The 26,978-nt window shown below is 51.7% G+C and carries 27 protein-coding genes and 1 tRNA gene; 13 read left to right on the top strand and 15 right to left on the bottom strand.

Annotated features, from left to right (window positions below; genetic code table 11):
- Positions 1-37: 37 nt before the first annotated feature.
- Complete coding sequence (locus HMY34_RS07620; protein WP_202718657.1) at positions 38-943, bottom strand: LysR substrate-binding domain-containing protein; 906 nt, start codon at positions 941-943, stop codon at positions 38-40.
- Between the two features lie 105 nt (positions 944-1,048).
- Between HMY34_RS07620 and HMY34_RS07625 the strand changes: the two genes are divergently transcribed.
- The gene (locus HMY34_RS07625) at positions 1,049-1,933 is read left to right on the top strand and encodes a bifunctional sulfate adenylyltransferase/adenylylsulfate kinase (protein ID WP_202718658.1); all 885 of its coding nucleotides are present in this window, start codon (positions 1,049-1,051) and stop codon (positions 1,931-1,933) included.
- Positions 1,934-2,002: 69 nt separating this feature from the next.
- Here the strand turns inward: HMY34_RS07625 and HMY34_RS07630 are convergent, their stop codons facing one another.
- The 3 genes from HMY34_RS07630 to HMY34_RS07640 all read right to left on the bottom strand — a co-directional run bounded on the left by HMY34_RS07630 (position 2,003) and on the right by HMY34_RS07640 (position 3,970).
- Positions 2,003-2,779: an energy transducer TonB gene (locus HMY34_RS07630; RefSeq protein WP_202718659.1), complete on the bottom strand. Its 777-nt coding sequence runs from the start codon at positions 2,777-2,779 to the stop codon at positions 2,003-2,005.
- Positions 2,776-3,522, bottom strand: a complete 747-nt coding sequence (locus tag HMY34_RS07635) for a PDDEXK nuclease domain-containing protein (protein ID WP_202718660.1) — start codon at positions 3,520-3,522, stop codon at positions 2,776-2,778. The genes HMY34_RS07630 and HMY34_RS07635 overlap by 4 nt, the downstream gene beginning before the upstream one ends.
- Positions 3,523-3,595: 73 nt before the next feature.
- Positions 3,596-3,970 carry a hypothetical protein gene (locus HMY34_RS07640; protein WP_202718661.1) on the bottom strand — a complete coding sequence of 125 codons (375 nt, stop codon included), beginning with the start codon at positions 3,968-3,970 and terminating at the stop codon, positions 3,596-3,598.
- Positions 3,971-4,128: 158 nt separating this feature from the next.
- On the opposite strand from HMY34_RS07640, the gene HMY34_RS07645 reads away from it, so the two are divergent.
- Entirely contained in the window at positions 4,129-4,323 is a 195-nt protein-coding gene (locus HMY34_RS07645; RefSeq protein WP_202718662.1) for a YgaP family membrane protein, read from the top strand.
- Positions 4,324-4,329: 6 nt separating this feature from the next.
- Here HMY34_RS07645 and HMY34_RS07650 read toward each other — a convergent pair whose 3' ends face one another.
- Positions 4,330-5,922 (bottom strand): sensor histidine kinase, encoded by a 1,593-nt coding sequence (locus tag HMY34_RS07650; RefSeq protein WP_202718663.1) that lies wholly within the window; start codon positions 5,920-5,922, stop codon positions 4,330-4,332.
- 181 nt (positions 5,923-6,103) lie between these two features.
- Here HMY34_RS07650 and HMY34_RS07655 point away from each other — a divergent pair, with 181 nt between their 5' ends.
- Positions 6,104-8,281 carry a malate synthase G gene (locus HMY34_RS07655; protein WP_202718664.1) on the top strand — a complete coding sequence of 726 codons (2,178 nt, stop codon included), beginning with the start codon at positions 6,104-6,106 and terminating at the stop codon, positions 8,279-8,281.
- A gap of 74 nt (positions 8,282-8,355) precedes the next feature.
- Here HMY34_RS07655 and HMY34_RS07660 read toward each other — a convergent pair whose 3' ends face one another.
- The 4 genes from HMY34_RS07660 to HMY34_RS07670 all read right to left on the bottom strand — a co-directional run bounded on the left by HMY34_RS07660 (position 8,356) and on the right by HMY34_RS07670 (position 9,982).
- Positions 8,356-9,045, bottom strand: coding sequence for an Lcl C-terminal domain-containing protein (locus HMY34_RS07660; protein ID WP_202718665.1), 690 nt, complete (start codon positions 9,043-9,045; stop codon positions 8,356-8,358).
- A 77-nt stretch (positions 9,046-9,122) separates the two neighbouring features.
- A complete protein-coding gene (locus tag HMY34_RS20145) occupies positions 9,123-9,455 on the bottom strand; it encodes a glutathione S-transferase C-terminal domain-containing protein (RefSeq protein ID WP_228288009.1) in 333 nt (110 codons plus the stop codon).
- 14 nt (positions 9,456-9,469) lie between these two features.
- The gene (locus HMY34_RS20150) at positions 9,470-9,784 is read right to left on the bottom strand and encodes a glutathione S-transferase family protein (RefSeq protein ID WP_228288010.1); all 315 of its coding nucleotides are present in this window, start codon (positions 9,782-9,784) and stop codon (positions 9,470-9,472) included.
- Positions 9,785-9,906: 122 nt separating this feature from the next.
- Positions 9,907-9,982, bottom strand: a tRNA-Phe gene (locus HMY34_RS07670).
- A gap of 113 nt (positions 9,983-10,095) precedes the next feature.
- Between HMY34_RS07670 and HMY34_RS07675 the strand changes: the two genes are divergently transcribed.
- Positions 10,096-11,232, top strand: coding sequence for a hypothetical protein (locus tag HMY34_RS07675; protein ID WP_202718666.1), 1,137 nt, complete (start codon positions 10,096-10,098; stop codon positions 11,230-11,232).
- A 9-nt stretch (positions 11,233-11,241) separates the two neighbouring features.
- Here the strand turns inward: HMY34_RS07675 and HMY34_RS07680 are convergent, their stop codons facing one another.
- Complete coding sequence (locus HMY34_RS07680) at positions 11,242-12,867, bottom strand: flotillin family protein (RefSeq protein WP_202718667.1); 1,626 nt, start codon at positions 12,865-12,867, stop codon at positions 11,242-11,244.
- Between the two features lie 151 nt (positions 12,868-13,018).
- On the opposite strand from HMY34_RS07680, the gene HMY34_RS07685 reads away from it, so the two are divergent.
- From HMY34_RS07685 to HMY34_RS07710, 6 genes are all read left to right on the top strand, one after another.
- On the top strand, positions 13,019-14,986 hold the full coding sequence (locus tag HMY34_RS07685) for a hypothetical protein (RefSeq protein WP_202718668.1): 1,968 nt from the start codon (positions 13,019-13,021) through the stop codon (positions 14,984-14,986).
- Between the two features lie 50 nt (positions 14,987-15,036).
- A complete protein-coding gene (locus HMY34_RS07690) occupies positions 15,037-15,690 on the top strand; it encodes a hypothetical protein (protein WP_202718669.1) in 654 nt (217 codons plus the stop codon).
- Positions 15,691-15,757: 67 nt separating this feature from the next.
- Positions 15,758-16,543 (top strand): hypothetical protein, encoded by a 786-nt coding sequence (locus HMY34_RS07695; protein WP_202718670.1) that lies wholly within the window; start codon positions 15,758-15,760, stop codon positions 16,541-16,543.
- An 11-nt stretch (positions 16,544-16,554) separates the two neighbouring features.
- Positions 16,555-17,136: a hypothetical protein gene (locus HMY34_RS07700; RefSeq protein WP_202718671.1), complete on the top strand. Its 582-nt coding sequence runs from the start codon at positions 16,555-16,557 to the stop codon at positions 17,134-17,136.
- Entirely contained in the window at positions 17,133-17,732 is a 600-nt protein-coding gene (locus HMY34_RS07705; RefSeq protein ID WP_202718672.1) for a hypothetical protein, read from the top strand. Before HMY34_RS07700 ends, HMY34_RS07705 begins: the two co-directional genes overlap by 4 nt.
- Positions 17,733-17,844: 112 nt before the next feature.
- A complete protein-coding gene (locus tag HMY34_RS07710; RefSeq protein WP_202718673.1) occupies positions 17,845-18,159 on the top strand; it encodes a hypothetical protein in 315 nt (104 codons plus the stop codon).
- An 8-nt stretch (positions 18,160-18,167) separates the two neighbouring features.
- Here HMY34_RS07710 and HMY34_RS07715 read toward each other — a convergent pair whose 3' ends face one another.
- Both HMY34_RS07715 and HMY34_RS07720 read right to left on the bottom strand, forming a co-directional pair.
- Positions 18,168-18,431 carry a hypothetical protein gene (locus tag HMY34_RS07715; protein WP_202718674.1) on the bottom strand — a complete coding sequence of 88 codons (264 nt, stop codon included), beginning with the start codon at positions 18,429-18,431 and terminating at the stop codon, positions 18,168-18,170.
- Between the two features lie 72 nt (positions 18,432-18,503).
- Positions 18,504-20,777 carry an NADP-dependent malic enzyme gene (locus HMY34_RS07720; RefSeq protein ID WP_202718675.1) on the bottom strand — a complete coding sequence of 758 codons (2,274 nt, stop codon included), beginning with the start codon at positions 20,775-20,777 and terminating at the stop codon, positions 18,504-18,506.
- Between the two features lie 260 nt (positions 20,778-21,037).
- Here HMY34_RS07720 and exaC point away from each other — a divergent pair, with 260 nt between their 5' ends.
- The gene (gene exaC, locus HMY34_RS07725; protein WP_202718676.1) at positions 21,038-22,558 is read left to right on the top strand and encodes an acetaldehyde dehydrogenase ExaC; all 1,521 of its coding nucleotides are present in this window, start codon (positions 21,038-21,040) and stop codon (positions 22,556-22,558) included.
- A gap of 38 nt (positions 22,559-22,596) precedes the next feature.
- Here exaC and HMY34_RS07730 read toward each other — a convergent pair whose 3' ends face one another.
- The 3 genes from HMY34_RS07730 to HMY34_RS07740 form a co-directional block, all read right to left on the bottom strand.
- Positions 22,597-23,085, bottom strand: a complete 489-nt coding sequence (locus HMY34_RS07730; protein WP_202718677.1) for a disulfide bond formation protein B — start codon at positions 23,083-23,085, stop codon at positions 22,597-22,599.
- A 280-nt stretch (positions 23,086-23,365) separates the two neighbouring features.
- A complete protein-coding gene (locus tag HMY34_RS07735) occupies positions 23,366-24,820 on the bottom strand; it encodes a DUF6035 family protein (protein WP_202718678.1) in 1,455 nt (484 codons plus the stop codon).
- 24 nt (positions 24,821-24,844) lie between these two features.
- A complete protein-coding gene (locus tag HMY34_RS07740) occupies positions 24,845-26,179 on the bottom strand; it encodes an IS4 family transposase (protein ID WP_202718679.1) in 1,335 nt (444 codons plus the stop codon).
- Between the two features lie 173 nt (positions 26,180-26,352).
- Between HMY34_RS07740 and HMY34_RS07745 the strand changes: the two genes are divergently transcribed.
- Positions 26,353-26,577: a hypothetical protein gene (locus HMY34_RS07745; protein WP_202718680.1), complete on the top strand. Its 225-nt coding sequence runs from the start codon at positions 26,353-26,355 to the stop codon at positions 26,575-26,577.
- Complete coding sequence (vapC, locus tag HMY34_RS07750) at positions 26,577-26,975, top strand: type II toxin-antitoxin system tRNA(fMet)-specific endonuclease VapC (protein WP_202718681.1); 399 nt, start codon at positions 26,577-26,579, stop codon at positions 26,973-26,975. The genes HMY34_RS07745 and vapC overlap by 1 nt, the downstream gene beginning before the upstream one ends.
- Positions 26,976-26,978: the final 3 nt, after the last annotated feature.

A 26,978-nucleotide genomic window follows, 5' to 3' on the forward strand; every position in this document is an offset into this window, starting at 1 on the left:
TTCTCAATCACGAACGCTCATTATAACGCCCCCACGCTTACACATACCACTCTTCACTCTCCCCCTGCTCCACCAGCAAATCCACCATCTCCATCACGTATTGCTTGAGGTACTTATTTTTCAGCCACGCCACGCGGGTAGTGGAAAGCGGGAACAGGTGCGACAAATCCCGCAACACCAAATCGTCGTCGTGAATATGCGAATACGCCATTTTCGCAATAATCCCCGCGCCAAACCCCAGCCGCACGTAGCTGATAATCACATCGGTATCGGTCGCCGCAAACGTCACATCCAACGCCAAGCCTGCATGACGAAACGTTTCATGGATTTTGGAACGCCCCGTAAACCCGAAAATGTAGGTCAACACCGGATGCGCCGCAATACGCGCCAACGTCAGCTTACCCTCCGCCAGCGGATGCCCATCCGGTAGCACCAGCCCGTGATTCCAGTCGTAGCATTTACGGCTGTCTAACGCGGAATCTTTGTCCAACTCTTCAGTACACACCGCAATATCCGCCTTGCCAGCGTGCAGCATTCGCACCAATTCCACCGGCGTGCCCTGCAAAAAATGAATCGCCACATCGGGGTAACGCTGGCGAAATTCCAACATCACTTCCGGCAAAAAATACTTGGCTTGGGTATGCGTGGTGGCGATGCGAATTTCACCACGGGTTTGCAGACGGTAATCGTCCGCCACCGCACGAATATTTTCCAGTGACTGCTCGATACGGTCGAGTTCCTGCACAATCGCTTTGCACACTGGCGTTGCTTCCACCAGCCGTTTGCCTTTGCGCTCAAACAACGGCATCCCCAGCTCTTCTTCCAGCAAACCCAATTGGCGACTGACAGCAGATTGCACAATGTAATGCTGATCCGCCGCCCGCGACACATTCATGCCATTATTCAGCAACGTTTTGAGTAAGCGTAATTGGAACAATTTCATGCTTTATCGCTTTTTAAGATAACTATAGCGAATTATAGCGTTTTTAATTATTTACGCCTTATCCCATACTTGCCTGCAACCGAAGATTACCGAGAGGCACAGCCCATGAGCATCCTGCACAAAATCGTCAACCACAACGAAATCAGTACATTAGAACTGCTGTTGAATGGCGCATTCGCACCGTTGCACGGCTACCTCAATCAAGATGACCATTGCAGCGTCTTGCAACGCAATCGCCTAGCAAACGGCACATTATGGCCGCTGCCACTGGCACTGTCCCTGACCCCGGCGGAAAAACGCGAAGCACAACTCAGCGGGCGCATCGTGCTGGTCGACGGGCTGGAACGCCGCGCCATTGCCGAAGTCAGCGTGGAAAGCTTCTACCGCCTGCCTGCGGATGTCGCCGAACTGGCACAAGCATTTGACCCAGCACGTACCCCTGACACGTGGTACGCCAGCGGCACAGTCAAACCGTTGCAGAAAATCCTGCATCCGGCGTTTAACAGCCTGCGTTTCAACGTCCCCGCCCTGCGTCAAAACGTGCAAGACTGGAACAGCATTATTGCAGTGCAAGCCGCGCCCACGCTGGATAGCAACGACTTGCAACGCGCCTGCGAATGGCTGACCGATACCGAAACCGGCGGCGGCTTGCTGGTACAAATTGGCATCAATGAAACGTCCCCCGATTTCAACCAGCAAGTGCGTGAACTGCGCAATCAAGTCAAATGCACCTCGGCACGTCAGGTCAAACTGTCGCTGTTACCGTGCGTGGAAGGACTGGGTGAAAACCGTTGCCTGCTGCTGCAAGCACTGGTGAGCCGTAACTATGGCGCAACGGGCTTTGTGGTCGGCAAACACATCTCGCCCGAAGCCCGCCGCTGGCTCTTGAAACACCATGACGAACTGGGTTTGGACATTATTCCGGTACGGGCGCAACGCCCCCAAGCCGCGAAACCGACGGTACGTCATCTACTTTGTGAAGCTGCCTGAGACTTACTTACCTCTCCTCAGGTGGCGCGATCCGGTACGGGCTTCGGCCCGTATTTCTTTGCCCGCATTTTACCAATCCAGCTTAAAATTCACTTTCAAGGCAAAATCCCACTGCGCTTTGTGAATACCCGCCGGAAACGGTAATGCACCAGAACTGGCGTTCACCGCTTGCAGCGCTGCTTTATCCAGCCAGTCATTGCCGGAACTCTGACTCACCCGTGCGCCCGTGATCGTGCCATTCGGCAATACCGTGAAAGACACGGTGACGGTGCCTTCCACTTCAGCTTTTTCAGCCATGCGTGGGTATTGCTTGCGGGCGGCAATCAGGCTTTGCAATTTTTGGCGGTAAGCGGCTTCGGCGGCGGCGTTATTCACGACAGGCGCAGCAGATGCCGCGACACGTTGCACCGGACGGGGGGCGGGTGCAAGAACGGGTGCAGGACGAGGTGCAACCACGGGCGCTGGCGGGACAATTTCCTTCACTGGCGCTGGCTGAGAAACAACTTCCGGCTTCGGTTCAGGTCGCTTACGGGGCTTTTCCGGTTTAGGGGCAGGTTTGGGCTTTTCCGGCGGTTTAGGCTTCTCGACAGGCTTGGGTTTTACTACCGGTTTAGATTCGGGCTTAGACGGCGGCACTGGTTGTGCAACAGGTGGTGGCGCTATCGGCTCAGGTGGTGCAAGTTGGGGCGGCGGCGGTGCTGGCTGGAATTGCGCAAGCGATAATGTGAGCGGTTGTTCTTCCGGCACACTCAGTTTTTCTTGCCACAGCAGCAAAGGCAATGCTACCAGCAATAACGTGCCATGCAACAACGCAGAAACACCGAATCCGGCTAGATGCCCTTTCACTGCGCGTGCTCGCTCTGGATAGAGACGGCGGCAAACTGCTTGGCTTTCAACACATCCAACACGCTGATGCTGATGTGGTCAATACGAAACTGCCTGCCCACGAACGAGAACCCCTTACCTAACTCCAGTAGAAACGGTTGCAGCTTGGTGATAATCGCCGCTTCCAACGTGCTTTCGCGGTAAAGCCCTGTTTCTGGTAAATCCAAAAATTCCAGCACGTAAGGGTCTTTGATAAATTCGCCCGTTGGTAATTTATCAGGTAGGGATTCTGGCTGGTCTTGGGTGTTAGGCACAACCAATAGCCGTTCGTAATAGTGGCTCGCAAGATTGCGTTCTAGTTGACGAGAACTCCACTGATGAGTAGCCGCTTCATGCAAGTAATAGTCTCTTGCCTGTGGATTTTCGACCCGCATGATCAGCCGATAGTGCGTCCACGGCAATTGGCTACGCACTGCGTAGCCTTTTTCAAACTCAGGAAAAGTCAGGAAAAACTGGCGACAATTCTTCAAATTAGCCAGCGAAAATCCTTTGCCGAACTCGTCACCCAATTGCTTGGCAAGATTGCGGATGAGGTAATGCCCATAATCTGCCCGATCTTTGCCAGCCAACTCTTCCTCAACAATACGTTGACCAATTTTCCAATACGCTAGAACCATCACTGTATTGACGGATGCGTAAGCCTGTTTTCGGGCATCTGCCAAAATACCGCGAATATCAGCAAAGAAACGCTCAGTCGCTGGCATTACATTCTTCAATCTTGCCACCTTACCTTGTGCTGTAAAACGTCATCAGAATAACGAGTTGAGGCATTGTAATCTAATCCCGACTGAAAATACCGTTAGACGTAATTGCCACTTCATTCACCCAGCGCTCGGAGGTTTTGCCCACGCAAGCCTCTACCGTTTTGCCATCTGCAAGCTGGGCTTCCACGCTGTAGCCTCTGCCCGGTTCGTGATTCAGGGTAATAATACGGGTTTCGCCAGCGCGTAATTGTGTTAACAAAATTTTTTCCTGACTCAAATCGTTACCGTGCTCGATTTTTAACAAGGGAATGGTTTCGCCGCGCATGTTTTCGATGGTCACAAACAGCGGACGACCGGGGTATTGCTGAGCGTACCAAAGCTGCATTGCGACGATTCCCACCAGTAAACCGAGGCTACCCGCTATCCCAATGTGTTTGAAAGTGATCATGTTGACTCGTGCCTGTACTAGACTAACGGTGCATCATTACCGACAAGTCTTCGCGTGACATTGAGATTGGTCAATTGTGTTTATTAACAAATACTAATATACTCAATACGCTTAACATACGTTAATTTAACCACCTATATTTAAAGAAGGAACCCACCATGACACTTAGTAACGCTATCCAAGTTTTCGCAGGCATTATGATTTTAGTCGCGCTGATTTTAGGGGCAACCGTCTCTGAAGCAGTAGGCTTTTGGTTGATGGTATTTATCGCTGTCAACCTGATTCAGTCCGCTTTCACTGGCTTCTGCCCAGCGGCAATGGTTCTGAAAAAAATGCCATTCATCAAAGCGTAAACCACCCTACGCTACCGGCAGGGTGAACGAAAACGTTGCGCCCTGCTCCGGTTCGGATTCCACCCACAAGCGCCCACCGTGTGCCTCGATAATCGAACGGCACAATGACAAACCGATTCCCATCCCCTGCGCCCCTTTCGTGGTAACAAACGCATCAAACACGCGCTGCTTGAGTTCGGTGTCCATCCCAGAACCGGTGTCAGAAATATCGACTTGCACACACCCCGTCTGATTCAGAAAACTCCGTACCAAAATTTGACGACGGTGGCTAGGTGTATCGTGCATTGCATCACGTCCATTTTGCACAATATTTAGAATAACCTGTTGAATTTGAATAATATCCAGCGGAATATCCGGCACCGTATCATCCAGTTCCAGCAATAGCGGCACATCCAAGCGGGTTGTTCCGGTTTTGCTCAGGTGCAAGGCTTCGTGAATCACTTGTTCCACACACGCCATCACTTTGTGCGGGGGTTGTTTGCGTACCAAGGCCCGCATCCGCCGGATAATTTCTGATGCACGCAACGCTTGTTGCTGAATCGCTTGCAGCGGTTCTTGCAAACGGGCACTGGCGCCGTCGGCTTGCAAAATGCGCTGGCACGCGCTGGCGTAATTGGCGACCGCTGCAAGGGGTTGATTGAGTTCATGCGCAATCCCCGATGCCATTTCCCCCAAGGTATTCAAGCGCACCATTTGGTCAAGGTCGGTCTGGTGTTGCAAAATTTCGTGCTGAGCTTGTTCGCGCAAGGTTTCTTCCTGATCCAACTGGTATGCCAGCCGAATCACGATCAGCACAATCACCATCACCATTCCTGACGCCAGCAAGGATTCCACTTGCGTATGTGTCAACGTGCGGTGCTCAACCAATACCGGCAACCAGCCCAACAGCGGCGGGAACAGCGCCATGAGAAACATCACCCGCCGCACCACCAAACCACCGGAGGCATTGCTCGCCATAATGCGGAAAAAACCTTTTTCCACTTTTGCCAGAATAATCCCCCAACCGACCAACGCAAACGCGGTCGCGGTGGGCAGCGCCATGCCCGCCTCGCCGGTAAATACCTTGAACATGTCTTCTTGATGGGCATAGCCAAAAAATACCGCCACCAACAGCATGACACTGAAAAAAGCCGCCCATTGCGCCACATTAATCAATGATTGACGTTCCAGACTGAGGAAAAACAATCCCGTACAGGTGAGAATAAACGCCATGCCCGCTTGGGGCGAATCTTTCGCATCCGACAAATTCAACCACGTTAACGGCGTTAAACCCTGCCCCAATAATGCATCGGGGATACTGTGCCAAGAACTCAACAACATCAGTAAGCCCAACACAACGCCACCGAGAGCCAGCAAGCGTCCCGCCATACGCCGTAGTAAGGATGTTTTTTCAGGCTGCAATAAAAACAGTGCCGCCCCTGTGAACACGAATGAAAATGCCGCACCCGGCGTCATCAACGGCAAATCTTTTTCGACACGATACAACGCAGGGATGTGATTAAACCACCCCACCAATACCACTACGCCCACCAACATTACGCCAAACGCGGCCAGATGAGCCAAGCGATGCAAAAATAACAAATGGTGTTCTGTATACATGGCTCAAAGTATATAAGAACCGCCGTCTGGCTGGAACTAGCCCACACTGCTATTCATCTGTTGACCAATGGTGCCGTTTTTAATCATTACCATTGATAATTCTAATTTTTGCGCTTGCGGGTCTTGGGTTATAACCGGAGAATGTCGACAATTTAGTTTATTTTTTAGAGGAACGTCACGAATGGGTAACAGAATTCTGGTTAGCGGCTTACAAGTGTCAACACTCTTGCATGACTTCGTAACCCAACAAGCACTGCCGGGGACAGGCATTAGTGCCACCGATTTTTGGGCAGGGCTGGCAGACATCGTTACCCGCTTTGCACCCCGCAACCGTGAACTGCTGGCAAAACGCGATGCTATCCAAGCCAAAATCGACGCTTGGCATATTGCGAACCCTGGTCAGTTTGATTTCGGCGCTTACAAAGCCTTTTTGCAAGACATCGGCTACTTACTGCCTGAAGGTGAAGCCTTTAACGTCAGCACTGCGAACGTGGATGTGGAAATCACCCACACGGCTGGGGCGCAATTGGTCGTTCCCGTCATGAATGCGCGTTTTGCGTTGAACGCGGCTAACGCACGTTGGGGCAGCTTGTACGATGCGCTGTATGGCACGGATGCAATTCCGTCCACCGATGGCGCGGCAGCAGGTAGCACTTACAACCCGGTACGTGGTAAAAAAGTTATTGAATTTGCGCGTAATTTCTTGGATGAAGCGACGCCACTCGCCCACTTATCGCACCACCATACCAGCCGCTACCGGGTGGATGAAAGCGGTATTTTAATGGTCGAAATGATCGGCGGCTCAATCGTAGCATTGCGCGATAATAACCAATTTGTCGGCTACCGTGGCACGTTGGATGCGCCGTCAGCAATCTTGTTACGTAATAACGGTTTGCACTTTGAAATCCAAATCGACCGTAACGGCATGATTGGCAAAGAAGATGCCGCAGGTGTGAACGACATTCTGATGGAAGCCGCACTCACCACGATTATGGACTGCGAAGATTCCGTTGCCGCCGTCGATGATGTCGATAAAGTGCTGATTTACACCAACTGGCTCGGCCTGATGAAAGGCGATTTGAGCGAAACCGTCAGCAAAGGCGGTAAAACCTTTACCCGCACCTTGAACCCTGATCGTGAATACAGCGGCGCTCACGGTGGCACAGTCACCTTACCGGGACGTAGCCTGTTATTCGTGCGCAACGTTGGACATTTGATGACCAACCCGGCGATTTTAGATGCAGATGGCAATGAAATTCCTGAAGGCATTCTGGATGGTTACATGAGCGCCATGATCGCGATTCACAACCTCAACGGCAGTGCAAAATTCAGCAATTCGCGTACCGGTTCGGTGTACATTGTGAAGCCCAAAATGCACGGCCCGGAAGAAGTTGCCTTCACCAATGACGTGTTTGACAGCATCGAAGACGCGCTGAAATTGCCCCGCCACACCCTGAAAGTCGGCATTATGGATGAAGAGCGCCGCACCACGGTGAATTTGAAAGAATGCATCCGTGCGGCGAAAGAACGTGTGGTCTTCATCAACACCGGCTTCTTGGATCGTACTGGCGATGAAATGCACACTTCGATGGAAGCAGGCCCGATGATTCGCAAGAACGACATGAAGTCGTCCGCCTGGATTCAAGCTTACGAAAACTGGAACGTCGACATCGGTTTGGAATGCGGCTTGCCGGGTCATGCACAAATCGGCAAGGGCATGTGGGCAATTCCCGATCAAATGGCAACCATGCTGACCACCAAAATCGGGCATCCCATGGCGGGCGCAAACACGGCGTGGGTTCCATCGCCTACCGCTGCGGCGTTACACGCGCTGCATTACCACAAGGTCAATGTGTTTGCGCGTCAGGAAGAGCTTAAAAGCCGCCAGCGTGCCAATATTGATGACATTCTCACCATTCCGGTGGCGGCGAATCCGAATTGGAGTGCGGAAGAAATCCAGCAGGAATTGGACAATAATGCGCAGGGTATCCTCGGTTACGTGGTGCGCTGGATTAACCAAGGCGTTGGCTGTTCCAAAGTGCCGGATGTGAATGACGTGGGTTTGATGGAAGACCGTGCCACCTTGCGCATTTCCAGCCAACACATGGCAAACTGGTTACACCACGGCATTTGCACCGAGACACAAGTGCTGGAAGCGTTTAAGCGCATGGCGGCGAAAGTGGATGCGCAGAACGCAGGCGACCCGACTTACACCCAGATGAGCGGTAACTTCGACAAGAGCGTGGCGTTTAAAGCGGCATGTGATTTGGTGTTTAAAGGGCGCGAACAGCCGAATGGTTATACCGAACCGTTGCTGCATAAATACCGTGCAGAAGCGAAAGTGGCTCTGTTTTTCTAAGGCTACGCCTTAACCCCCCATCCCCAGCCCTTCCCCCGCAAGGGGTGAAGGGAGCAATGGAGCAGGGAGTAAAATCAGTTGTTGCGGACTAAGCGTAGGTAGTTGTAACTTTCGCCATGGCCTTGCGCACGATCGCCGGTTGCCAAGGAAAAACTTACCGCCGCATGACCAACGCTCGCCGTATCGGAAGCCCAATAACCACGCACCGCTTGACCTTGCACTTCAGGGTCGGAAGACGTGCTACCCAATGCCGGATAAATAAACGCACGCGCCGGACGGGTAGTGTCAATCAAACCCAGCAATTCAGTGGTGGTCGGCAAACGCCAATTGGTGTAACCACACAACGCCGCCGCATTCACCGCTTTGATGTAAGCATCGGTCGTGCATTTGGTCATAACAGTGCCGGATGCCTGACAAGGAGGCTTGCTCGTATCAAGGAGATTCGCGGTTGCCGCCGTGCCAGCCGTTTTGCCGTCAGTTCCCCAGTTGTAGCCGTAATCCTTGTCACGGAAATCGGGGGTTGCACCGGACGCTTCGTCGGTTTTGACTTCCCACATGAGATTGGTGCTATTGTCGGTCACACACGTCGTCACCTCTGCTACTTTCACTTCAGTAAACGTCTTAGCTGCCGCAGTAGGCGGAACAACCGGGGCAGTCGTGCCACCGATAACGGTGTTTTGTGTCGATCCACCGCCGCCGCAACTACTCAGCAACGCGATTAAGGAGGAAGCTGTCAGAGCGACAGCTTGTTTATAAACGCTCATATCTTAACCCTCTATCTTTTGTTATAAGATATTTATTTATATCAGAAAAGTTAAGTGTTGTAAGGTTTTGTGCAATATTAGCGCTTGAGGAGGTAGCTATCATTGCCGTTGAGGAAGTTAGCGAATACCGTCTCGAAATCGTCCACCACCGAGGTTTTCACCGCGTCTAACGCCAACAATGCATCGCTCCACGCTTGCATCCGCGCACTCAGCGACAATTCCAGCGCGTAATGCTGCTTCAACAAAGCGAGGCGCATAAACAGCGGCGCATAGACACAATCCACCAAATGAAACGTTTCCCCGGCAAAATACGGCGCGTCTGCGGCTAACACCGTATCCAAACGCTGCAAACCTTGCTGTAACGCTTCACGTCCCTCATCAAAAGCAGCGGATTCTTTCGCCGTTAACATGCGGAATTGCCGACCTAGCAACTCAGAACAAAACTCGATCCATGCCCGATGCCGCGCTTTTTCCAAAGGCTCAGCCGGGTGCAACGCGGGGGATACACTTCATCCACGTATTCAAGAATCACCGCAGATTCAAACAACGGCGTGCCATCCACCAGCAACACCGGCACTTTGCCCAAGGGGGAAATGGCTTTGAACCAATCGGGGGGTTCGTGTGGGTTAATATGCGTCAACGTATACGCAATCCCCTTCGCATTCAGCGCAATCACCGAACGTTGTACAAAAGGGCAAACTTTGAAACTGACTAATTCCAGCTTGGCAGATTGAGACATGGGGGGCATCCTTAAGCGACAATAACAGCATGATTGTACACGAGTTAGCGTTAGGATTAAGCAGAAGTCTTGCAAAAGGAAGCCCGCTAACAGCAGGCTAAAGGGGGTAATCGAAAATGAAATGGTGGCCGGAGACGGAATCGAACCGCCGACACGGGGATTTTCAATCCCCTGCTCTACCAACTGAGCTATCCGGCCACAGAGGGCGCTATTAAAGCGTTTTAAGGGGTTGCTGTCAAGCACTAATATTGGAGATTTTTCTGCTACACTTCAACACACCCATTACCACCAACTCAAGCGTCTTCACACTCATGGATTCACACGGTTTACTGTTATTCATTCTCTGGCTGGCGATCGCCGCTGGCATTGTATTTTTTGTACGCTGGTTAAGCGGCTTTCTGAGCAAATTCAAGCTGCCCAACGATACGCGCCTGCTGATCTTGATTGCGTTCACCGGCGTGCTGGTCATTGCCGCCCTCAATTTTCTCTGGAAACAAGGCAATCGCGAACCCGATCCCCCTGTTGACGCTGAAAACACGGCAAACCCGCAAAAACCCAGAACCGAACTCGATCTGGAAACTTACGAAAACACCACCTACCCCGCTCTGTACGGCCTGCGCCAAGACATGCTCAAGCAAATGGACGCATTGCACACTTTTTTTGGCAAGGTCAGGGAATGGGCAGAACAAATGCCCGAACAACGCCGTTTTCTGCAAACCATCATTGACCTTCGCTGGTCACAACAACAGCAATTGCGCAAAGCCTATCAAGAAATTGACCGCAGCCGCCGCGAATTCTGGCTGCACTACCATACCGGCGAAGACCGCCATGTACGCACCATGTTTGACGATGAAGCCCAACGCCTGCAACAGCGCATTCAAGAGGCACTCGGCGACAGCCGCGAATTCCAATTAGCCGAAACCGAAGCGATTCGCGACCACCTGCGCGACGCCGAAACCCTACTCAAAGCCGCCAAGCTTCCCAAACCCAAAAAAGGGCAGAACTTAAACACGGTTTTTCAACCGTACAGCGACCAACGCCGTCAAACCTTGCTAACGACGCTGACCCAACGCCAAGAAACCAGCATTACCAGCAATCTTGGGCAGCTTCAGCACGAAGAAACCCAAATCCGCACCAAATTGGCTTACATGGTGGAATACCAAAAAGTCAACACTGACTTGCTGGAAACCACTAACGACCTGATTTTAGAATGGAACAAAGCACTGATTTACAACCAATACGCGCAATACCGCCTGCTGTTTGCCGCCGAAGCCCTGGAAATCAGCGTGCTGCTAGGCATTACTACTGAGAGCAGGGATTACGCCTGGTTACTCAAACAATTGCGCGAATTAGCCCCTAGCATACTGGCACAAGCCGAAGAAGAGCGCCGCGTTGCCGCCTACAGCTACAACCCGGAAGTCGACCACAGCAACCGCAAATCACGTTAGACGGTTCGCCTAATAGCGCTCGTCACGCTCATAATCCTCGTCATAACCGTCATTATCGGCGGTCACGGGCTGTTCGCGCTCACGGGCAGGCGTTGGTGCAGGCTTTTTTGCCGCTTCTGGTTTAGCCTCATGCGCAAACAGCCCCGCGTGCAAACTGTGCGTCATGTCATTGAGCGAGCCACCTTTCAAACCCACTTCGCCTAGCAAGCTTTCAATCAACGGCACTTGCGCACGGTAACGCAAAGCGCTGTCCACCACTTGCTCAGCCAAGTTGCTGCCACCGCCGCCACTGTTGGCAGTGCCATTGCCTGCATCGCCACCGTTATTGCCGCCACCCGCACCACCGCGCCCGATGGCATTGTTTAAGCCGTCAATGTGCATGATTTTGATGCCTTCGATATTTTCCATTGGGCGCACACTTTCGCGAATAATATTCGGCAATTGGCGCACGATTTCCATTTTGACCTGCATCGCAATCTGGTCGTTGGAAAGCAAGTTAGAAGCTTCGTTCAAGGCTTTCTTGCCCGCCGCTTCCACTTGGTAACGCAATTGCGCAGCCATCGCTGCCATTTTTTCCACATCAGCGTTCGCTTCGGCAATGATGACTTGGCGACGCGCTTCTTTTTCCGCACTGATAATTTCCACGACACGGGAACGCTCGGCTTCGGCACGTTCGCGAGCAGTACGAATTTCTTCGGAAATCTTCTCGAATTCGGCTTTGACCTTATTCGTTTCAATCCATGCGTGTGAGACTTCACGCTCTAACGCGGCTTGTTGCATGTTCATGGATTGCTGGGCGCGTTCAATCGAAATCTCTTTGTCGATATTGATTTCTTCGATTTTGCGCTGGGTTTCGGCTTCATTTTCGGCTTTCTGGCGCTTGCGTTCGTTTTGCGCCACGACTTCCTTGTACTCCATCTCTTCTTTCTTGATGGTGGCTTCAAGGTTGCGCTGCTTAATCGCAACTGCCGTTTCTTGCTCAATATTATTGCGGCGCTTGGCGTTATCGGAGGTCACTTGCTCCAAAATACTCAAACCTTTCGCGTCAAAGGCATTGTTGGGGTCGAAATACTTCTTGTCGGTTTGATCCAGCCCGGTGAGGGATACCGACACCAGTTCCAAACCGTTTTTGTGGAATTCGGCATTCACCGCCTCTTCCACGTTGTGTTCAAACGCGGCGCGTTTTTGGTGTAATTCCTCTAGCTCCATGCCTGAAGCCACCGAACGTAAGGCGGCAACACACGGCGCTTCAAATACTTCCCTAATCGCCTCTTTATCCAACGTGCGCATCCCCAAAGCACGCGCGGCAGTGCTGATGGCTTCCGGGCGAGCTTCTACCCGCAAGAAAAATTCGGCGGTTACATCCACGCGCAGCGGGTCTTTAGTGACCAATGCTTGTTCCATTTCGCGGGTAATTTCAATTTTCAGGGTTTGCATATTGATCGGCATCACCTCGTGGATGACGGGCAACACAAACGCACCACTGCCGAGGATGACTTTTTCCCCGCCCAAGCCAGTGCGCACAAACGCGGTATCTTTTCTGGCGCGTTTATAAAAAGCTGAGAACGCAGCGGCACTTAACAGCGCCACTGCTAAAAAACCCAGTGCTGCGTAAAGGTAGGTCGTCCATTCCATGCGCTTTCACCTAAATCTGATCGGTTGTGATGGTATGAGTATACGCAATATCTTGAAATTAGGTTGAAAACCCTTTCAACATCAATTAAGCCACGGTTAGCCTTGGTAAAACTATCATCCACGCCATAAAGATAATTGGCTGATAAAATCAATGATTTCGACACAGCGCAAGGCACTGATAATAGGGCTGCAAATCAGCATGGCAACGTTGTATGCCAGCGATACATTCGCCGCAACAGGCATCACCGCGCTCACGTTGGAACAATTGGAGCAGGAACAGGCAACCCTTATCCAGCGTACACCCGCCTATGTCGACAACCTGATTGATAGCACCACGGCGGAAGACGCAGCTCCCTCTCCCACTGCTGACACAACACTTGCCGAAGAATCCGCATCCGGCTACCGCACCCTGAACATGGGGATAGACACGCGCCATACCCGCACTGACGCGGGCGACACGCAAACCCGCCAAGCGTTGAACCTGGATGCTTCACGGCAAACCCGCGACTACGGCACTTTCACACTCGATACCCAAGTTACCCAGCAAAACACCAGTGCCAGCACGGAAACGCCCCCAGAAACCCAAGAAATCACCGCGACGCTCTACCAAAATGATTGGCTGCTAAACGACGAATGGCAAATGGATAACACTGTCGGCGTGGTACGTTCCGCCCAAAACAGTTTAATCAGCCAATCCAATAACCTGAGCTTACCGTCACGCACCTACCTTGGCAGCAACAGCCGCATCAGCAATGACAAAACTGAAGTACGCCTCATGCACGGCAAAAAAGGTGAAGTGCTCGACAATGGCGATATAACCACCACCGAACAAGCGGTAACGGGTCTGAGCGTCACCCATCGCCTCAACGAACAATGGGCGGTGGGCGCACAAGGCTGGCAAGCGCAAGATGAAGACGCGCAACAACACCAGGAAGCCACCCTTGCGGTGCAACACACCAACGAATCCGGCAGCCTGCAAACCAAAGCGCAAATGCTCACAAACGAAGCAGGCAGTGGCGCGTGGGTCGACACCGAATACCAGCAAGACCGCTTTCGCCACCAAGCAGGCGCTTACGCACTCGGCGACGGTCTGACGTGGATGGGTGATGACGTAGCCGATAACACCCAAGGCGCTTACTGGCGCATGGGCTACACCCACCCGCGCTACGACACGCATTCGAGCATTGAATGGCAGCAACGCCAAGCCGATGCCGAAACCCATGACACCCAAGAATTACGCCTTAACCAAAGCCTCAACTACCAATACGACCGCACCACGCGCACCGGCGGGCAACTGAGCCACACCCAAACGCAAGCGGCTGATGACCGCCAACAAACCCAAGGCAGCGTCTTCGTGTCACGTTCGTGGAGCAGCGGGCAAGACAGCCGCTTACAACTGCGCGTCAGCCACGAACAAGAACCCGACACCACCACCCAAACCCGTGAAATAGACTATTCACATCACTGGTTACTGCCCGCAGCCAACGAGCTTTCTTGGCAAATAAATGCCCGCAATGAACAAGACGAAGCCGAAGATCGTAATACTTACCAAACAGGGCTAGACTGGCAACATCACCTGAGCAATGGTGATAATGTGGGCGCAAACCTCACCCTAAGCAAAGCCAGCCCGTCCGATAATGACCTTGGTACGCACCAAAACTACCGCGTATTTGCCCGCAAGCAACTGAATAGCAAACTGAACCTCGAAGCCAGCATTGAGCAAACACACGACACCGAAGGCAAGCGCGATCAAGGCGTATCCGTGGCGCTGAATTATCAAGACGGCTGGGGCAAACCGTTAGGGCGGCGTGATGTGCGCAGTGGCGGTATTCGCGGCGTGGTATTTTTCGACGAAAATAACGACGGGCGGCAGCAGCCCCTAGAAAAGAAAGCTGCTAATATTGAGTTGGTGTTGGATGGGCGTACTCCGGTAACAACTGACCAAAACGGTGAGTTCGCGTTTCCCCAAGTGGCAACCGGCGCACATGAGCTAGAGGTAGCGTTTAGTAGTATCCCGTTACCGTGGGAACTTTCCGCCGATTTCAACACCAAAGTAGAGGTAGGATTGCGGGATACCAGCACCCTCGCCATACCACTGGCAAAGGTGACGGATCAATGACCCAATCCCCAACATTTTCAATCAATAATAACAGTAAGAGTTTACTAAACATGAAATTACTAAAACCTAGCCTGCTGGCTTCCAGCGCGTTATTGCTCGCCTTAACCGGCACTGCCTTCGGCGAAGCGGGCATTTCCTCCAAAGTAGGCGCAGCGCCTGATTCCGTCACTGCCAACGTCAACTTCAAAATCAAAGTACCCGAAATTATTATCTTGCGCGTGGGCGATTGGGGAAACACCAAAAATACCCTTATCTGGGATTATGCCTTTGGTTCAGGGATAGCCGAGACCAGTAACACTGATGCAACCTCTGCTCAATGGGGCAAAATTACTGCCGACGCAGTAGATCCACAAAATGCGAACAGTGATAATGAAAGTGCTTCCGATAAAGCTGGGGATGGTATCCTCAAAGTTGCCGCTTTTAGCAATACGGGCGATGTCCGCCTCACCTCTGCCATCGTCACGGATTTTACCGCCGTTACCGCTGGCTTCAATAAGCCGTCTTTAAGCGAAATTAGCGCAACCGATGGCGGTAGTATTGCACACACCGCACTCAATGGGTTTACAGGTGGCACGGTTGATCTAACCAATACGGCGGGTTTGGTAAAACTAACGGATGCTTGGCAATATACCTACACACCAACCAACAACCCAGCGGCGGGTGAATACAACGCTGAAGTCAAATACACGTTGGCTAATATTTAAATAAGATGGCGCAAGGTTCGGCAATAGCAGCCGAACCTTTGCCAGATTGTCACAACAGGGGCTAAACATGAGAAACATCACCAGCAAACTTTTTTTCAGTTTGCTAACGTTAGGTATGGCAACCAACGCATCTGCCAGCGGCTTTTCAGCGGCTGCCAGCCCGCCACGCTATGAACTTTCCGCCACTGCTGGGCAAAAAGTATCGCAAGTGCTGGAAATTTATAACGTCGGCAATGCCAACGAACAATACACCGTCAAAACCAACGACTGGCAACTCACTGGCGAAAAACTCACGTTTCACGACGAACTCCTCCCCAACAGTTGCCGCGAATGGGTCAAGCTCGAACGCCACAAAGTTACCGTCAACCGTGGCGACAAACGCCCGATGCGTTTTGAAGTCGATGTTCCCGCTGGCACGCCTGCGCAAGAATGCCGCTTTGCCCTCATGGTCGAAGGCACGACCCCCGCCCCCAACCAAATTGCCGACAATATCAACCTGCCGGTCAACGGGCGTTTAGCCGTCATCGTGTATTTGGCTATCGGCGGCGCAGAACCCGCCCTCACGGTTGCCAACCTGCAAATGTCCGGCAAAATCCCTGCTCTCAAAGTCAGCAATAGCGGCACGGCACACGGTCGTCTGCAAGGCGTACTCGCAGGCACGGACAGCAGCGGCAAAGCCATCGACTTTTCGGTGTCCAGCACCCCGATTATGGCGGGCGAATCGCGCTTACTCCCGCTCACCCCGCACCTTGGCGAAAAACACCTTGACCCGAAAACGATCAAATACCCCGTCAAGCTCAAAGGTCAGCTTTACTGGGAAAAAGGCGCGTTTGCGATTGAACAACAACTGTGAGGATCTCGGCAATGCCCTATTTACCCAGCCATCACTACCGAGCCGCTTTGGTGCTCCTCGCCCTGCTCCCCATGCCCAGCGCGTGGGCGCAATGTTGGCCGGAAAATACCGATAACGGCAAAGCCGATTACTACCTCGTGAATGGTGCTATTAACCAACCCATTCCCGAAATTGTGTTTGACCTCCCCGGCAATAGCCTTGGCACAGGTGGGCGGATTGTCTCCACCACCGTCAACAACCGTGGCAATAACAACACCTTGGCAAACCATGTACGCTTCCGCCTCAGTGTCAGCAACAAAACGACTAAACGTGTCGTGATGTCTGCGAACTCCGCCACGCCCCTCACTTGCACCACGTGTAGCAGCAGCGTGACGATTCCGTTTAGCAAAATTGGCTGGCAGGAAAACCCCACCAATGAAACCAAAGGCAGCGTGCCAGCCGATGGGCAATTCAATAACGGCTCACAAACATGGATCACTGCCAACCCCAAAGACGATTCGATTTTCAACCTGCAATTTGATTTTTTAAATGACACCGTTTACCCAGCAGGCACATACACCGGCGAATTCCGCACACGGGGAACCCCACAATGACACGCTACACTGCTTACTTGATACTCTTGACTATGCTGATTCCGATGAGTGCGGATGCGGTTCGGGTTGATTGTGAAGATAACTCCACCGCTGAATTGCCCGTAAAAGTAAAACTTACCGTCCCCGCGTTCCTGTTTTTACAGGTCGGCAATGCGAATCAAACCGCAGAGCTTACTTACAACGTTGGTACTAATCTGTCGTCAGGGGCATACACAGGGGCAATCCCACCGGCAGGCGAAAGTGGGCTTGCCCCCAGCAGCATTACCGGCAGCGATGTGAGTAACGGGGTGAATGTGGCGGTACGCGCCAATTGTGGGCAGGTAAAAATTGCTTACAGCGTGACCGACAACAACGGGCTTGCCAATGGTCAAGGGCAATTCATTCCTTATGAAACGTTGCAAACCAGCACCTCGGATAGCGGCTTGCCTGCCCCTACTTTGCGCAATGCAACAAACGCGGAAAGTCTGGTCAGCACCAGCAGTTATGGCTCGGTAACAGATCGCAAGGCGGTTTGGCAATACACCTACACCAACAGCGCTTTGCCCGCAGCGGGTACGTATCAAGGCACCGTGACGTATCAGGCAAGCTGTCTGTAAGACTGCCATTGATCGGTTCAATTATTGCTAAATATCAATATTAACGTTATGAATGGGCGTAGACTATCCTTAATGCTTTCTGAACACAGAAGCGCACTTGAGGAGTATTGTCATGAATCACCTCGCCCACCTCGGCTTAACGTCTGCCGCACTGTTACTCGCCCTGAGTGCTACTTTCACAAGCGAATACGCCAGCGCGGAAGCCACACTTAATCAGCCCGTCCATGTCCACTTCACCATCAAGGTGCAAGAAGTGCTAACCGTCAACCTGCGCGGCAATCACTTGGACGTTAGCAGTAACAATGGCAATATCTTGCTGGTCAACGACAATCTCAACACCGCCAATATGTTGCCACTGTCAGGCAACACCCACGCCAACGTCGTGGTGCGCAGTCAAGACGGCGGTTTCGTGGTGGCAACTCCCTAATCCGTTGCTTAACGCGGTTGCGCCAACGCTCTGACCTCCGCAAGCGCTTGCGCCGAGCCTTCGAGTTCAAATTGCGGCGGGAACGATTCACGCACTGCCAACACCTTGAGTTTGCCTGCTTTTTCCAGAACACGAATCTGCATTTCGACGGGATCGGGCTGTGCGGTTGTGCCAGCTACCGTCGCACGGATCATGGCTTGTTCACTCCCCGCAGGCGGCGTGCAAGCACACAACGTTCCGAGGCAAAATGCCAATATTGCAAGCATTTTCATAACGATTCCTTGTTGAATTAGGGGTGGGTAGAGACGCAAAATCTTGCGTCTCTACGGTGGCGTTGTCAAACCTTATGCTTTGCGGTTCATGGCCTCCACGCCCGCGAACGCTGCCATGTTCACAATCCCACGCACCGTGGTGCTTTCGGTAAGGATATGCACGGGGTAATTAGCACCCACCAGCATCGGCCCCACGGGTAGCCCATCCGCAAGCATCTTGGTCATGTTGTAAGCAATATTCGCCGAATTCAAATCCGGGCAAACCAGCAAATTGGCTTCACCATCAAACGCTGCACCTTTGAATAAACGGTCACGCACGTCTTGCGATAACGCGGCATCGGCGTGCATTTCACCTTCCACCAACAAATCGGGGTGCTTCTCACGCAAAATTGCCAAAGTCTTGCGCAGCTTGTCGGAATGCACATTCATGCGACTACCGAAGTTGGAATGCGACAGCAACGCCGCTTTCGGTTCAAACCCAAAGCCTGCCACCAGTTCCGCTGCCAACGCTGTGTTATCCGCAAGCTGTTCCGCCGTTGGATCTTCGCTGACGTGCGTATCGGTGAGGAAATACGTCCCCTGCTTCAGAATCAGCATGGTGACAGCCGCCACATCCGTCAAACCGGGACGCGCCCCAATCATGTCACGCACGTAATGCAGATGCGAAATGAAGTTACCCTCTACCCCGCAAATCATCGCATCGGCATCGCCGCAACGTACCATCACCGCCGCAATCTGCGTGGTACGCGCCGTCATCACCCGGCGGCTATACATTGGCGTTACACCCTTGCGGCACATCACTGCGTAATGCTCTTCCACATGGCGTTCGTAGTCGGGATTATTGCGCGGGTCAACCACGGTGATGTTTTCACCGATTTTCAGGCGCAAATCGTAGGCTTCAATATTGCGCTGAATCAGCTCAGGGTTGCCGAGCAAGATCGGTTGGCAAATGCCATCATCCACCAATTGCTGCGCCGCATTGATCACGCGCTGGGATTCGCCTTCCGCAAACACAATGCGCTGCGGGTTGCGTTTGGCTTTCTCGAACACCGGCTTCATGGTCATGCCGGAACGGAATACGAAACTTTCCAGTTGACGTTCATACGCCTCGAAATCGGTAATCGGGCGCGTCGCCACGCCGGTTTCCATCGCCGCTCTGGCAACTCGTGGCGGAATGATGGTCATCAAACGCGGGTCGAAGGGCTTAGGGATAAGGTAGTCGCGCCCGAAGTGGAATTCCGCCCCGCCATACGCAGACACCACCGCGTCGGAGGCTTCGCGCATCGCCAGATCGCCAATCGCTTCGACTACCGCAATTTTCATCGCCTCGTTGATTTCGGTTGCGCCCACATCCAACGCGCCCCGGAACAGGAACGGGAAGCACAGCACATTGTTCACTTGGTTGGGGTAATCGCTGCGTCCGGTGGCCACAATCGCATCGGAACGCACTTCGTAAATCAGTTCGGGGCGGATTTCTGGCTCAGGGTTGGCGAGCGCGAGGATCAGGGGATTTGCCGCCATTACCTTGACGTGATGTTGTTTCAACACGCGCGGCGCGGATAAACCGAGGAACACGTCCACGCCATCCATCACATCATCCAGCGTGCGTGCGTCGGTGTCGATGGCGTAAGCCGCGTTATACGGGTTCATTTCTTCAACCCGGCCTTTGTAGATAATGCCGAAGCGGTCGTTAACGACGATATTCTCTTTCTTTAAACCCATTTCCACCAGCAAGTTCATGCAGGCAATCGCCGCCGCACCTGCACCGGAACACACCAGTTTCACGTCTTCAATCTGCTTGCCAGCGACGCGCAAACCGTTACGGATGGCGGCTGCCACGCAAATCGCTGTGCCGTGCTGGTCGTCGTGGAACACCGGAATTTTCATCATGGCTTTAAGGCGTTTTTCCACCTCAAAACATTCCGGGGCTTTAATATCTTCGAGGTTAATGCCACCGAATGTCGGTTCGAGCAGGCTGATGGCATCCACCAAACGGTCTACGTCGAGCGTGTCCATTTCAATGTCGAAGGCATTTACGCCTGCGAATTTCTTGAACAATACCGCCTTGCCTTCCATGACGGGTTTGGAGGCGAGTGCACCGATCGAACCCAAGCCCAGCACCGCTGTGCCGTTGGAAATGACCGCTACCAGATTGCCGCGTGAGGTGTAATCCGCCGCACACGCGGGGTCTGCCGCAATCGCAAGGCTTGCTGCCGCCACGCCGGGGGAATACGCCAGTGCCAAATCGCGCTGGTTCGCCATGTTTTTGGTGGGGGTAACTTCGAGTTTGCCCGGTTGCGGGAAGCGGTGGTAGTCGAGCGCGGCTTGGTCTAATTCGTCTTTCATAGCGGTCTGTCGTCCTAAAGCTGTTATCGAAACGTAGCGGAGTTCTGCCGATTGAGCGATTGCCTTGGCGTGATGCCGCCGTGAGTTTGATATTACCTGAGTTTTGTGCGATGCGGAAAATGTTTGTGCAGGAGGCGGGAGGGGGATGTAGAGACGCAAAATCTTGCGTCTCTACGATTTTTGCTAAACCAACCTTTCTCCAACCTTCATACCGTATGTTATGCCTTTACCATCACAAATAATGAGAGAGAGGCCATAACATGCAATACGCAAATCCCAATACCGAAGGCGCGGTCATCCACTTCAAAGAACGCTATGAAAACTTCATTGGCGGTGCTTGGGTTGCCCCCGTCAACGGCGAATACTTCGACAATATTTCCCCGGTCAACGGCAAGCCGTTCTGCCAAATCCCGCGTTCCAGTGCGGAAGACATTGAACTGGCACTGGATGCCGCGCACGCTGCCAAAGATGCGTGGGGCAGAACGTCTGTTACTGCTCGTTCCAATATCCTGCTGAAAATCGCCGATCGCATCGACGCGAATCTGGAAGTGCTGGCAGTCGCAGAAACCTGGGACAACGGCAAAGCCGTGCGCGAAACCCTCAACGCTGACGTGCCGCTTTCCTCCGACCATTTCCGCTATTTCGCAGGCTGCTTGCGTGCGCAAGAAGGCACGATGGGCGAAATCGACGAAAATACTGTCGCCTACCATTTTCATGAACCCTTAGGCGTGGTTGGTCAAATCATCCCCTGGAATTTCCCGCTGCTGATGGCGTGCTGGAAACTCGCTCCGGCATTGGCGGCAGGCAACTGCGTGGTCTTGAAACCCGCCGAACAAACCCCCGCCTCCATCCTGATCATGATGGAACTGATTGCGGATTTATTGCCGCCGGGCGTACTGAACGTGGTTAACGGTTTCGGCGTGGAAGCAGGTAAGGCACTCGCCACCAGCACCCGCATTGCCAAAATCGCGTTCACTGGCTCCACCCCGGTCGGCTCGCTGATTATGAAATACGCGGCGGAAAACATTATTCCTTCCACCGTTGAACTCGGCGGCAAATCCCCGAATATCTTCTTCGCCGATGTGCTGGATCACGAAGATGCGTTCGTCAGCAAAGCGGTTGAAGGTGCGGTACTGGCGTTCTTCAACCAAGGCGAAGTCTGCACTTGCCCGTCACGCCTGCTGATTCAGGAATCCATCTACGAAAAATTCATCGGCATGGTGATTGAGCGTTCCGCACAAATCAAACGCGGCAATCCGCTGGATACCGAAGTCATGGTGGGTGCGCAAGCCTCGCAAGAACAATACGACAAAATCCTCAGCTACATCCAAATCGGCAAAGACGAAGGCGCGGAAGTGATTACCGGCGGCGCGGTCGAAACGATGGAAGCGGCTTACTGCGAGGGCTATTACATCCAGCCGACCTTGCTGAAAGGCACGAACAATATGCGCGTGTTCCAGGAAGAAATCTTCGGGCCGGTGGTGTCGGTTGCGACGTTCAAGGATGAAGCCGAAGCCTTGGCGATTGCCAATGACACCGAATTCGGTCTGGGTGCAGGCGTGTGGACTCGCGATATGAACCGTTCTTACCGCATGGGGCGCGGCATCCAAGCCGGGCGGGTGTGGACAAACTGCTATCATCTGTACCCAGCGCACGCGGCATTTGGCGGCTACAAGAAATCCGGCGTAGGCCGCGAAACCCACAAGATGATGCTTGATCATTACCAACAGACCAAAAACCTGCTGGTAAGCTACGACATCAATCCGCTGGGCTTCTTCTAAGTTTCCTCCTCCTCGCGTGGTGTAGTGTGCGGGTCGGCTTAGTCTGACCCGCGTTTAAACAACGCCCACACGGCAACGACCAACGCTGACGCGAAAGAAACCAACGCCCAATTGGCGAGAGAAAGCCCCATAATCACCAATTCCTCGTCTTCACACAAACCGCTGACCTCAAACAAGCTGGGCACGTTATCGCTCAGGAAATAAACAAATTGCTCAATCAAGCCGGGTTGACTGCCCGCACAAGAAGCACTACCGGGCGGCTGTAATTGCAACCAGGTTTGATAACTCGCCGTAGCCGTTCCCACGCCTGCCAGCAATAGCACCAGACTACCCCACACTTTTTCACCAAACCCGATTGCTGCCAGCAGCCCGAATACCGCAATCAGCATGAATAACAGTCGCTGGAAAATGCACAAATAGCAGGGGTGGAGATTCAACCCAGCAGTCAGTACGAAACTGCTCAACGCCAGACTCATCGCGATCAGGCCAATCGCAAGCCAGAGGGATTTACGGGTTAGGGGTAGCATTTTTATGGGTATCCTGTGTTTTATTTATCCCGCGAGTATAGTCTGGCTATCGCCTGATAGGGATGACAAAAGGCAAATAATGGTTGCTTTTTATCATGCTAATCTACATGCCCATCGTAAAATGGTCTGGATTTTTTTACGATGCGTCGTAGAATAGTTGAGATGAAACGCTTCTATACTGACATCCATGCAGAATGGCAAGCGTTCAGGCTTATAGAGCGAATAACGGCTTTCCTGTAAATACGTGATGAAGTAAATGGATTCTATTTGGCTCTATTTGTCATGATTCCAGCGGAAGTAATGGGTTTTTCATGAACCAAGCCAAGAAATCATCTAAATCGTGTTTTTGTTCTATATCCACAGGAGCATTAATGCGTTTTTGCATTGTTTTATCACTAACGATTTGATTGTTATATTTACTGTGCTCTATCGCTTTTTGGCAAAGCTCGCGATATGGTTTGTATGAGGTATAATCATAAAAATTATGACAAGCCCATATGTGTTTTGATTTCTCTGGGCTTAGATGTTCGCTTATTTTATATCCAAGGATCAATAATATTTTTTCTATCACAACAAGATTGGAGTTGATATTTATTCCGATTTTTGGATTGGATATTTTTTGAGTTATTCTAGTCCACCCTTCATGACTACTTTTCTCACGCCAATCTGTGCTTTTGAAAAAATCAAGAATGGCTGCCTTTAAAGCTATTTTTTTATTATTTCCATAATCATTAAATGTGCATCTTAACCATTCGGCATCATGATTTTCGTCAAAGGTAGGCCATGCGCTTCTGGTAAGTTCAATAAAATCAACAAAGGTTCGAGGCTCTTCTTTCTCTAAAATAAGAAGGCATTTTTCTTGGCCTCTCTGCCTAAGCTGCTGAATAGCATCCCGATGCATCATGTGGAAATCTTTATAAAATACTTCTCCTTTTTCGAAGGTTAAGTCATTATATGTTATTTTGTATTGTCTCCATTGATAGATGATTTTATTTGCACTTATTTCTGGAGTCCACACCATGGCTAAAAGTACTAGCTGCCCAGCATCAATTGAGTCTTGGCACATATTTTTATTAAAGATGAACCAATTCCCTCTATTAGTGAAAGCAATATCTTTCTGAACCTGCTTCACATCAATGCAATTCTTTGAGAAATCCTCAGAAACTATCTCACTATTTTCCATGCTCAACCAGATAAGTTTCCTGCCACTATCTCGGTAAAGTTCTTGCCTAGTACTGATTATTTTTGGACTTTCTGCCCTTAGCTGGATCTCAAAAACAACCTCTGTTCCTTTGTATGTTGCATAAACATCCGGTTTTCCTCGCTTGCGCTGATCTGGACTAAAAAGAAAACGCTTGTCCACACTAATTACTAACCATCCGTTTAAGTGATTCAGTGTTTGAGCCAGCATTGTTTTTAGATCGCGATGTTTATTTCCCTCTTTAATCCCTTGATAAAGGTACGCTCGACCAACTTTATCACTTCTCCATTCACACTCGGTGCCAGGCGTGTGCTGGAAATGGTAGAGATGTCCGTGTCGAGATTGTACATCTGCTCTGGAATACAATAAGACTGTCTGCTTGCAATAAGCGCATACAAAGCGATTCTTAAATCTTATATCCTGAATTTCATGCTGCTCGTAAATTTCATTAATCAAGGACGCTGGAATTTCCTCTTCGCTTAAAGAGTCAATTACTAATGGGATTTGCAGTCTTTTTTGCTCATTTTCCGACATATAAAGCATCTCCTTATACACAAATCAATCCATTCCCAACTCACTAGCCATCTGAATGCCATAAATGCAGTCCAGCACTCGTGAATAGCCTAACCAGATACTTTTAGCCCCCGGTTCGCCATCGGATTTTCTGCCCAAAAAGCCACCCAGTTCTGCCAGATTGCGTATCACTTGATTGAGGGTAGGTATGCCATCGGGTAGTGCTTTTTTGCCGAGCCGGAAGGATACTTTCCATTCCAGCGGGTCAAACACCAGATCAGCCGGAAGTTCTGGGCAGGTACGCCCCAACCGCATCAGAAACATAATCCGCCAGGCCACCATGATGTAGAGCGCGAGGGCTTTTTCGATGCGCTCTTTGGTCTCCAGTTGCAGTTTTTCGACGCGACAGCCAACTTTCAGGACATCAAAAAACATTTCGATTTCCCAACGCGCTCGATACCAGTCGATGAGTTCACAGGCAGCATCGGCGGTCTCTACACAACGGTTGGTGACTAAACGCCAAATGAGGGGCGATTTTCCGGCGGGTGGGTTAATTTCTTTGGCTTGAACCAAGGTCAATAGCATCGGATGCTTACTCTTGGGACGCAAGGTATAACGTAACACCTTGATTTCTTGTACCACTTTGCGGGGCTTTTCACCCTGCTTGCGCGGTTTGGTAAAGGTGATACGGGTCAACGCCTGTTGTTGCTCAATGGCATCCCACAGTTTGAGGTCATCTCCTAAGGCACGGTTATGTTGCGCCCGTATCAGTAGGTCAGCCGGGTAATTCAAGGCTTGCGCCCGTTGGAGCAAGTCGTAAAAGTCGCTTTCACGGTCGCCCGCATAGATGAAGCGGTGTTCAGGGCAGCGTGCCGCCAGTTCGGCTACCCGTTCATACCCTTCAATCCAACGACGGCTTTCTTTGATGCTGGGGTTGGCTTGGTCTGCCGCTTTGCTCAATCCCCGTGACCACATCCACGTATCGGTGATGCCCAACGGCAAACGTTCTGGGGTAATACACAAGGTCGGATGCAGGTACATCCCGCGTTGCTTATCGTAGGATAACCGCCCTAAACCCTCGGTTTCCTGTCCATTGAAGTCCAGTTCGGTCGTATCTTGAATACACAGGATAATCCGCGAGTCTTGTTGACGAATTCGGCACTCTGTCGCTTCAAAGTGGGATGCCATCAAAGCATCATGGCTCACCGCTTCATTCCAGAAGAAACGGTACGTCGCCAAGGTGCTTGACCAACTCTGGCAAGCCTTGGGGATACTGGATTGGGGCACTTTTAGCATGGCGTTGAGAATATGGGCTGCGCGTGTTTCGAGGCGCTTGTCTCCCAAATCAAGATCGGTGAGTTCGGTAGATGACCAGTTCATGAGTGAAAATTGCTTATCTTACATCAGCTTGGGAACTTGTGTATAAGGAGATGCATATAAAGCCACTCAAATATTTTCTTGACAAATAAATCTACCAAAGGACATTGGACATAAATACCAGATACCTGCCATACTTGACCATGAAAATATAACACATATATTCGGAGGTATACATGCCACAACTCCATTGTTACGTTGCAGAAGATGTAGCAGCCCAACTCCAGCACAAAGCTGAGCGGGCGCATCTGCCCATCTCTAAATACCTCGCCATGCTGATCCAGAAAGACATCGGCACACAGTGGCCAGCAGGCTATTTCGATCTCTTTGGCTCATGGGAAGGCGAGGCTCTGCAACGCCCGGAGCAGGGTGACTATGAAATGCGAGAGGTATTGTTCTGATGTACCTACTGGACACCAATACCTGCATCCATTTCATGAACGGTACATCGCAGGCCGTCAAGCACCACTTCCAGCAGTGTTCCCCCGGTGAGATTACCGTATGCAGCATAGTCAAAGCCGAATTGCTATTTGGGGCACGACACAGCCAACGGGTAGAAGCCAATTTGCAAAAACTGAAACTGTTTTTCGCCCCACTGCAAAGCCTGCCGTTTGATGATCGGTGCGCGGAGGAATACGCCCAAATCCGTGCAGACCTTGCCCGTCAGGGCAAACTGATCGGTCCCAACGACATGCTAATTGCCGCCATTGCACGGGCGCATGACGCGGTACTGGTGACAAATAATACCCATGAATTTGAACGGGTCGCCAACCTGCGGCTAACTGATTGGCAGGTTTGATGC

Origin of the sequence: Thiothrix subterranea (assembly GCF_016772315.1) — a bacterium.
In the GTDB taxonomy this organism is placed as follows: Bacteria; Pseudomonadota; Gammaproteobacteria; order Thiotrichales; family Thiotrichaceae; genus Thiothrix; species Thiothrix subterranea.

Excerpts from the sequence above, each read along its gene's own strand:
- HMY34_RS07620 (WP_202718657.1), bottom strand. The coding sequence starts at position 943 with ATGAAATTGTTCCAATTACGCTTACTCAAAACGTTGCTGAATAATGGC.
- HMY34_RS07625 (WP_202718658.1), top strand. The coding sequence starts at position 1,049 with ATGAGCATCCTGCACAAAATCGTCAACCACAACGAAATCAGTACATTA.
- HMY34_RS07635 (WP_202718660.1), bottom strand. The coding sequence starts at position 3,522 with ATGCCAGCGACTGAGCGTTTCTTTGCTGATATTCGCGGTATTTTGGCA.
- HMY34_RS07640 (WP_202718661.1), bottom strand. The coding sequence starts at position 3,970 with ATGATCACTTTCAAACACATTGGGATAGCGGGTAGCCTCGGTTTACTG.
- HMY34_RS07645 (WP_202718662.1), top strand. The coding sequence starts at position 4,129 with ATGACACTTAGTAACGCTATCCAAGTTTTCGCAGGCATTATGATTTTA.
- HMY34_RS07650 (WP_202718663.1), bottom strand. The coding sequence starts at position 5,922 with ATGTATACAGAACACCATTTGTTATTTTTGCATCGCTTGGCTCATCTG.
- HMY34_RS07655 (WP_202718664.1), top strand. The coding sequence starts at position 6,104 with ATGGGTAACAGAATTCTGGTTAGCGGCTTACAAGTGTCAACACTCTTG.
- HMY34_RS07660 (WP_202718665.1), bottom strand. The coding sequence starts at position 9,045 with ATGAGCGTTTATAAACAAGCTGTCGCTCTGACAGCTTCCTCCTTAATC.
- HMY34_RS20145 (WP_228288009.1), bottom strand. The coding sequence starts at position 9,455 with ATGTTAACGGCGAAAGAATCCGCTGCTTTTGATGAGGGACGTGAAGCG.
- HMY34_RS20150 (WP_228288010.1), bottom strand. The coding sequence starts at position 9,784 with ATGTCTCAATCTGCCAAGCTGGAATTAGTCAGTTTCAAAGTTTGCCCT.
- HMY34_RS07675 (WP_202718666.1), top strand. The coding sequence starts at position 10,096 with ATGGATTCACACGGTTTACTGTTATTCATTCTCTGGCTGGCGATCGCC.
- HMY34_RS07680 (WP_202718667.1), bottom strand. The coding sequence starts at position 12,867 with ATGGAATGGACGACCTACCTTTACGCAGCACTGGGTTTTTTAGCAGTG.
- HMY34_RS07685 (WP_202718668.1), top strand. The coding sequence starts at position 13,019 with ATGATTTCGACACAGCGCAAGGCACTGATAATAGGGCTGCAAATCAGC.
- HMY34_RS07690 (WP_202718669.1), top strand. The coding sequence starts at position 15,037 with ATGAAATTACTAAAACCTAGCCTGCTGGCTTCCAGCGCGTTATTGCTC.
- HMY34_RS07695 (WP_202718670.1), top strand. The coding sequence starts at position 15,758 with ATGAGAAACATCACCAGCAAACTTTTTTTCAGTTTGCTAACGTTAGGT.
- HMY34_RS07700 (WP_202718671.1), top strand. The coding sequence starts at position 16,555 with ATGCCCTATTTACCCAGCCATCACTACCGAGCCGCTTTGGTGCTCCTC.
- HMY34_RS07705 (WP_202718672.1), top strand. The coding sequence starts at position 17,133 with ATGACACGCTACACTGCTTACTTGATACTCTTGACTATGCTGATTCCG.
- HMY34_RS07710 (WP_202718673.1), top strand. The coding sequence starts at position 17,845 with ATGAATCACCTCGCCCACCTCGGCTTAACGTCTGCCGCACTGTTACTC.
- HMY34_RS07715 (WP_202718674.1), bottom strand. The coding sequence starts at position 18,431 with ATGAAAATGCTTGCAATATTGGCATTTTGCCTCGGAACGTTGTGTGCT.
- HMY34_RS07720 (WP_202718675.1), bottom strand. The coding sequence starts at position 20,777 with ATGAAAGACGAATTAGACCAAGCCGCGCTCGACTACCACCGCTTCCCG.
- exaC (WP_202718676.1), top strand. The coding sequence starts at position 21,038 with ATGCAATACGCAAATCCCAATACCGAAGGCGCGGTCATCCACTTCAAA.
- HMY34_RS07730 (WP_202718677.1), bottom strand. The coding sequence starts at position 23,085 with ATGCTACCCCTAACCCGTAAATCCCTCTGGCTTGCGATTGGCCTGATC.
- HMY34_RS07735 (WP_202718678.1), bottom strand. The coding sequence starts at position 24,820 with ATGTCGGAAAATGAGCAAAAAAGACTGCAAATCCCATTAGTAATTGAC.
- HMY34_RS07740 (WP_202718679.1), bottom strand. The coding sequence starts at position 26,179 with ATGAACTGGTCATCTACCGAACTCACCGATCTTGATTTGGGAGACAAG.
- HMY34_RS07745 (WP_202718680.1), top strand. The coding sequence starts at position 26,353 with ATGCCACAACTCCATTGTTACGTTGCAGAAGATGTAGCAGCCCAACTC.
- vapC (WP_202718681.1), top strand. The coding sequence starts at position 26,577 with ATGTACCTACTGGACACCAATACCTGCATCCATTTCATGAACGGTACA.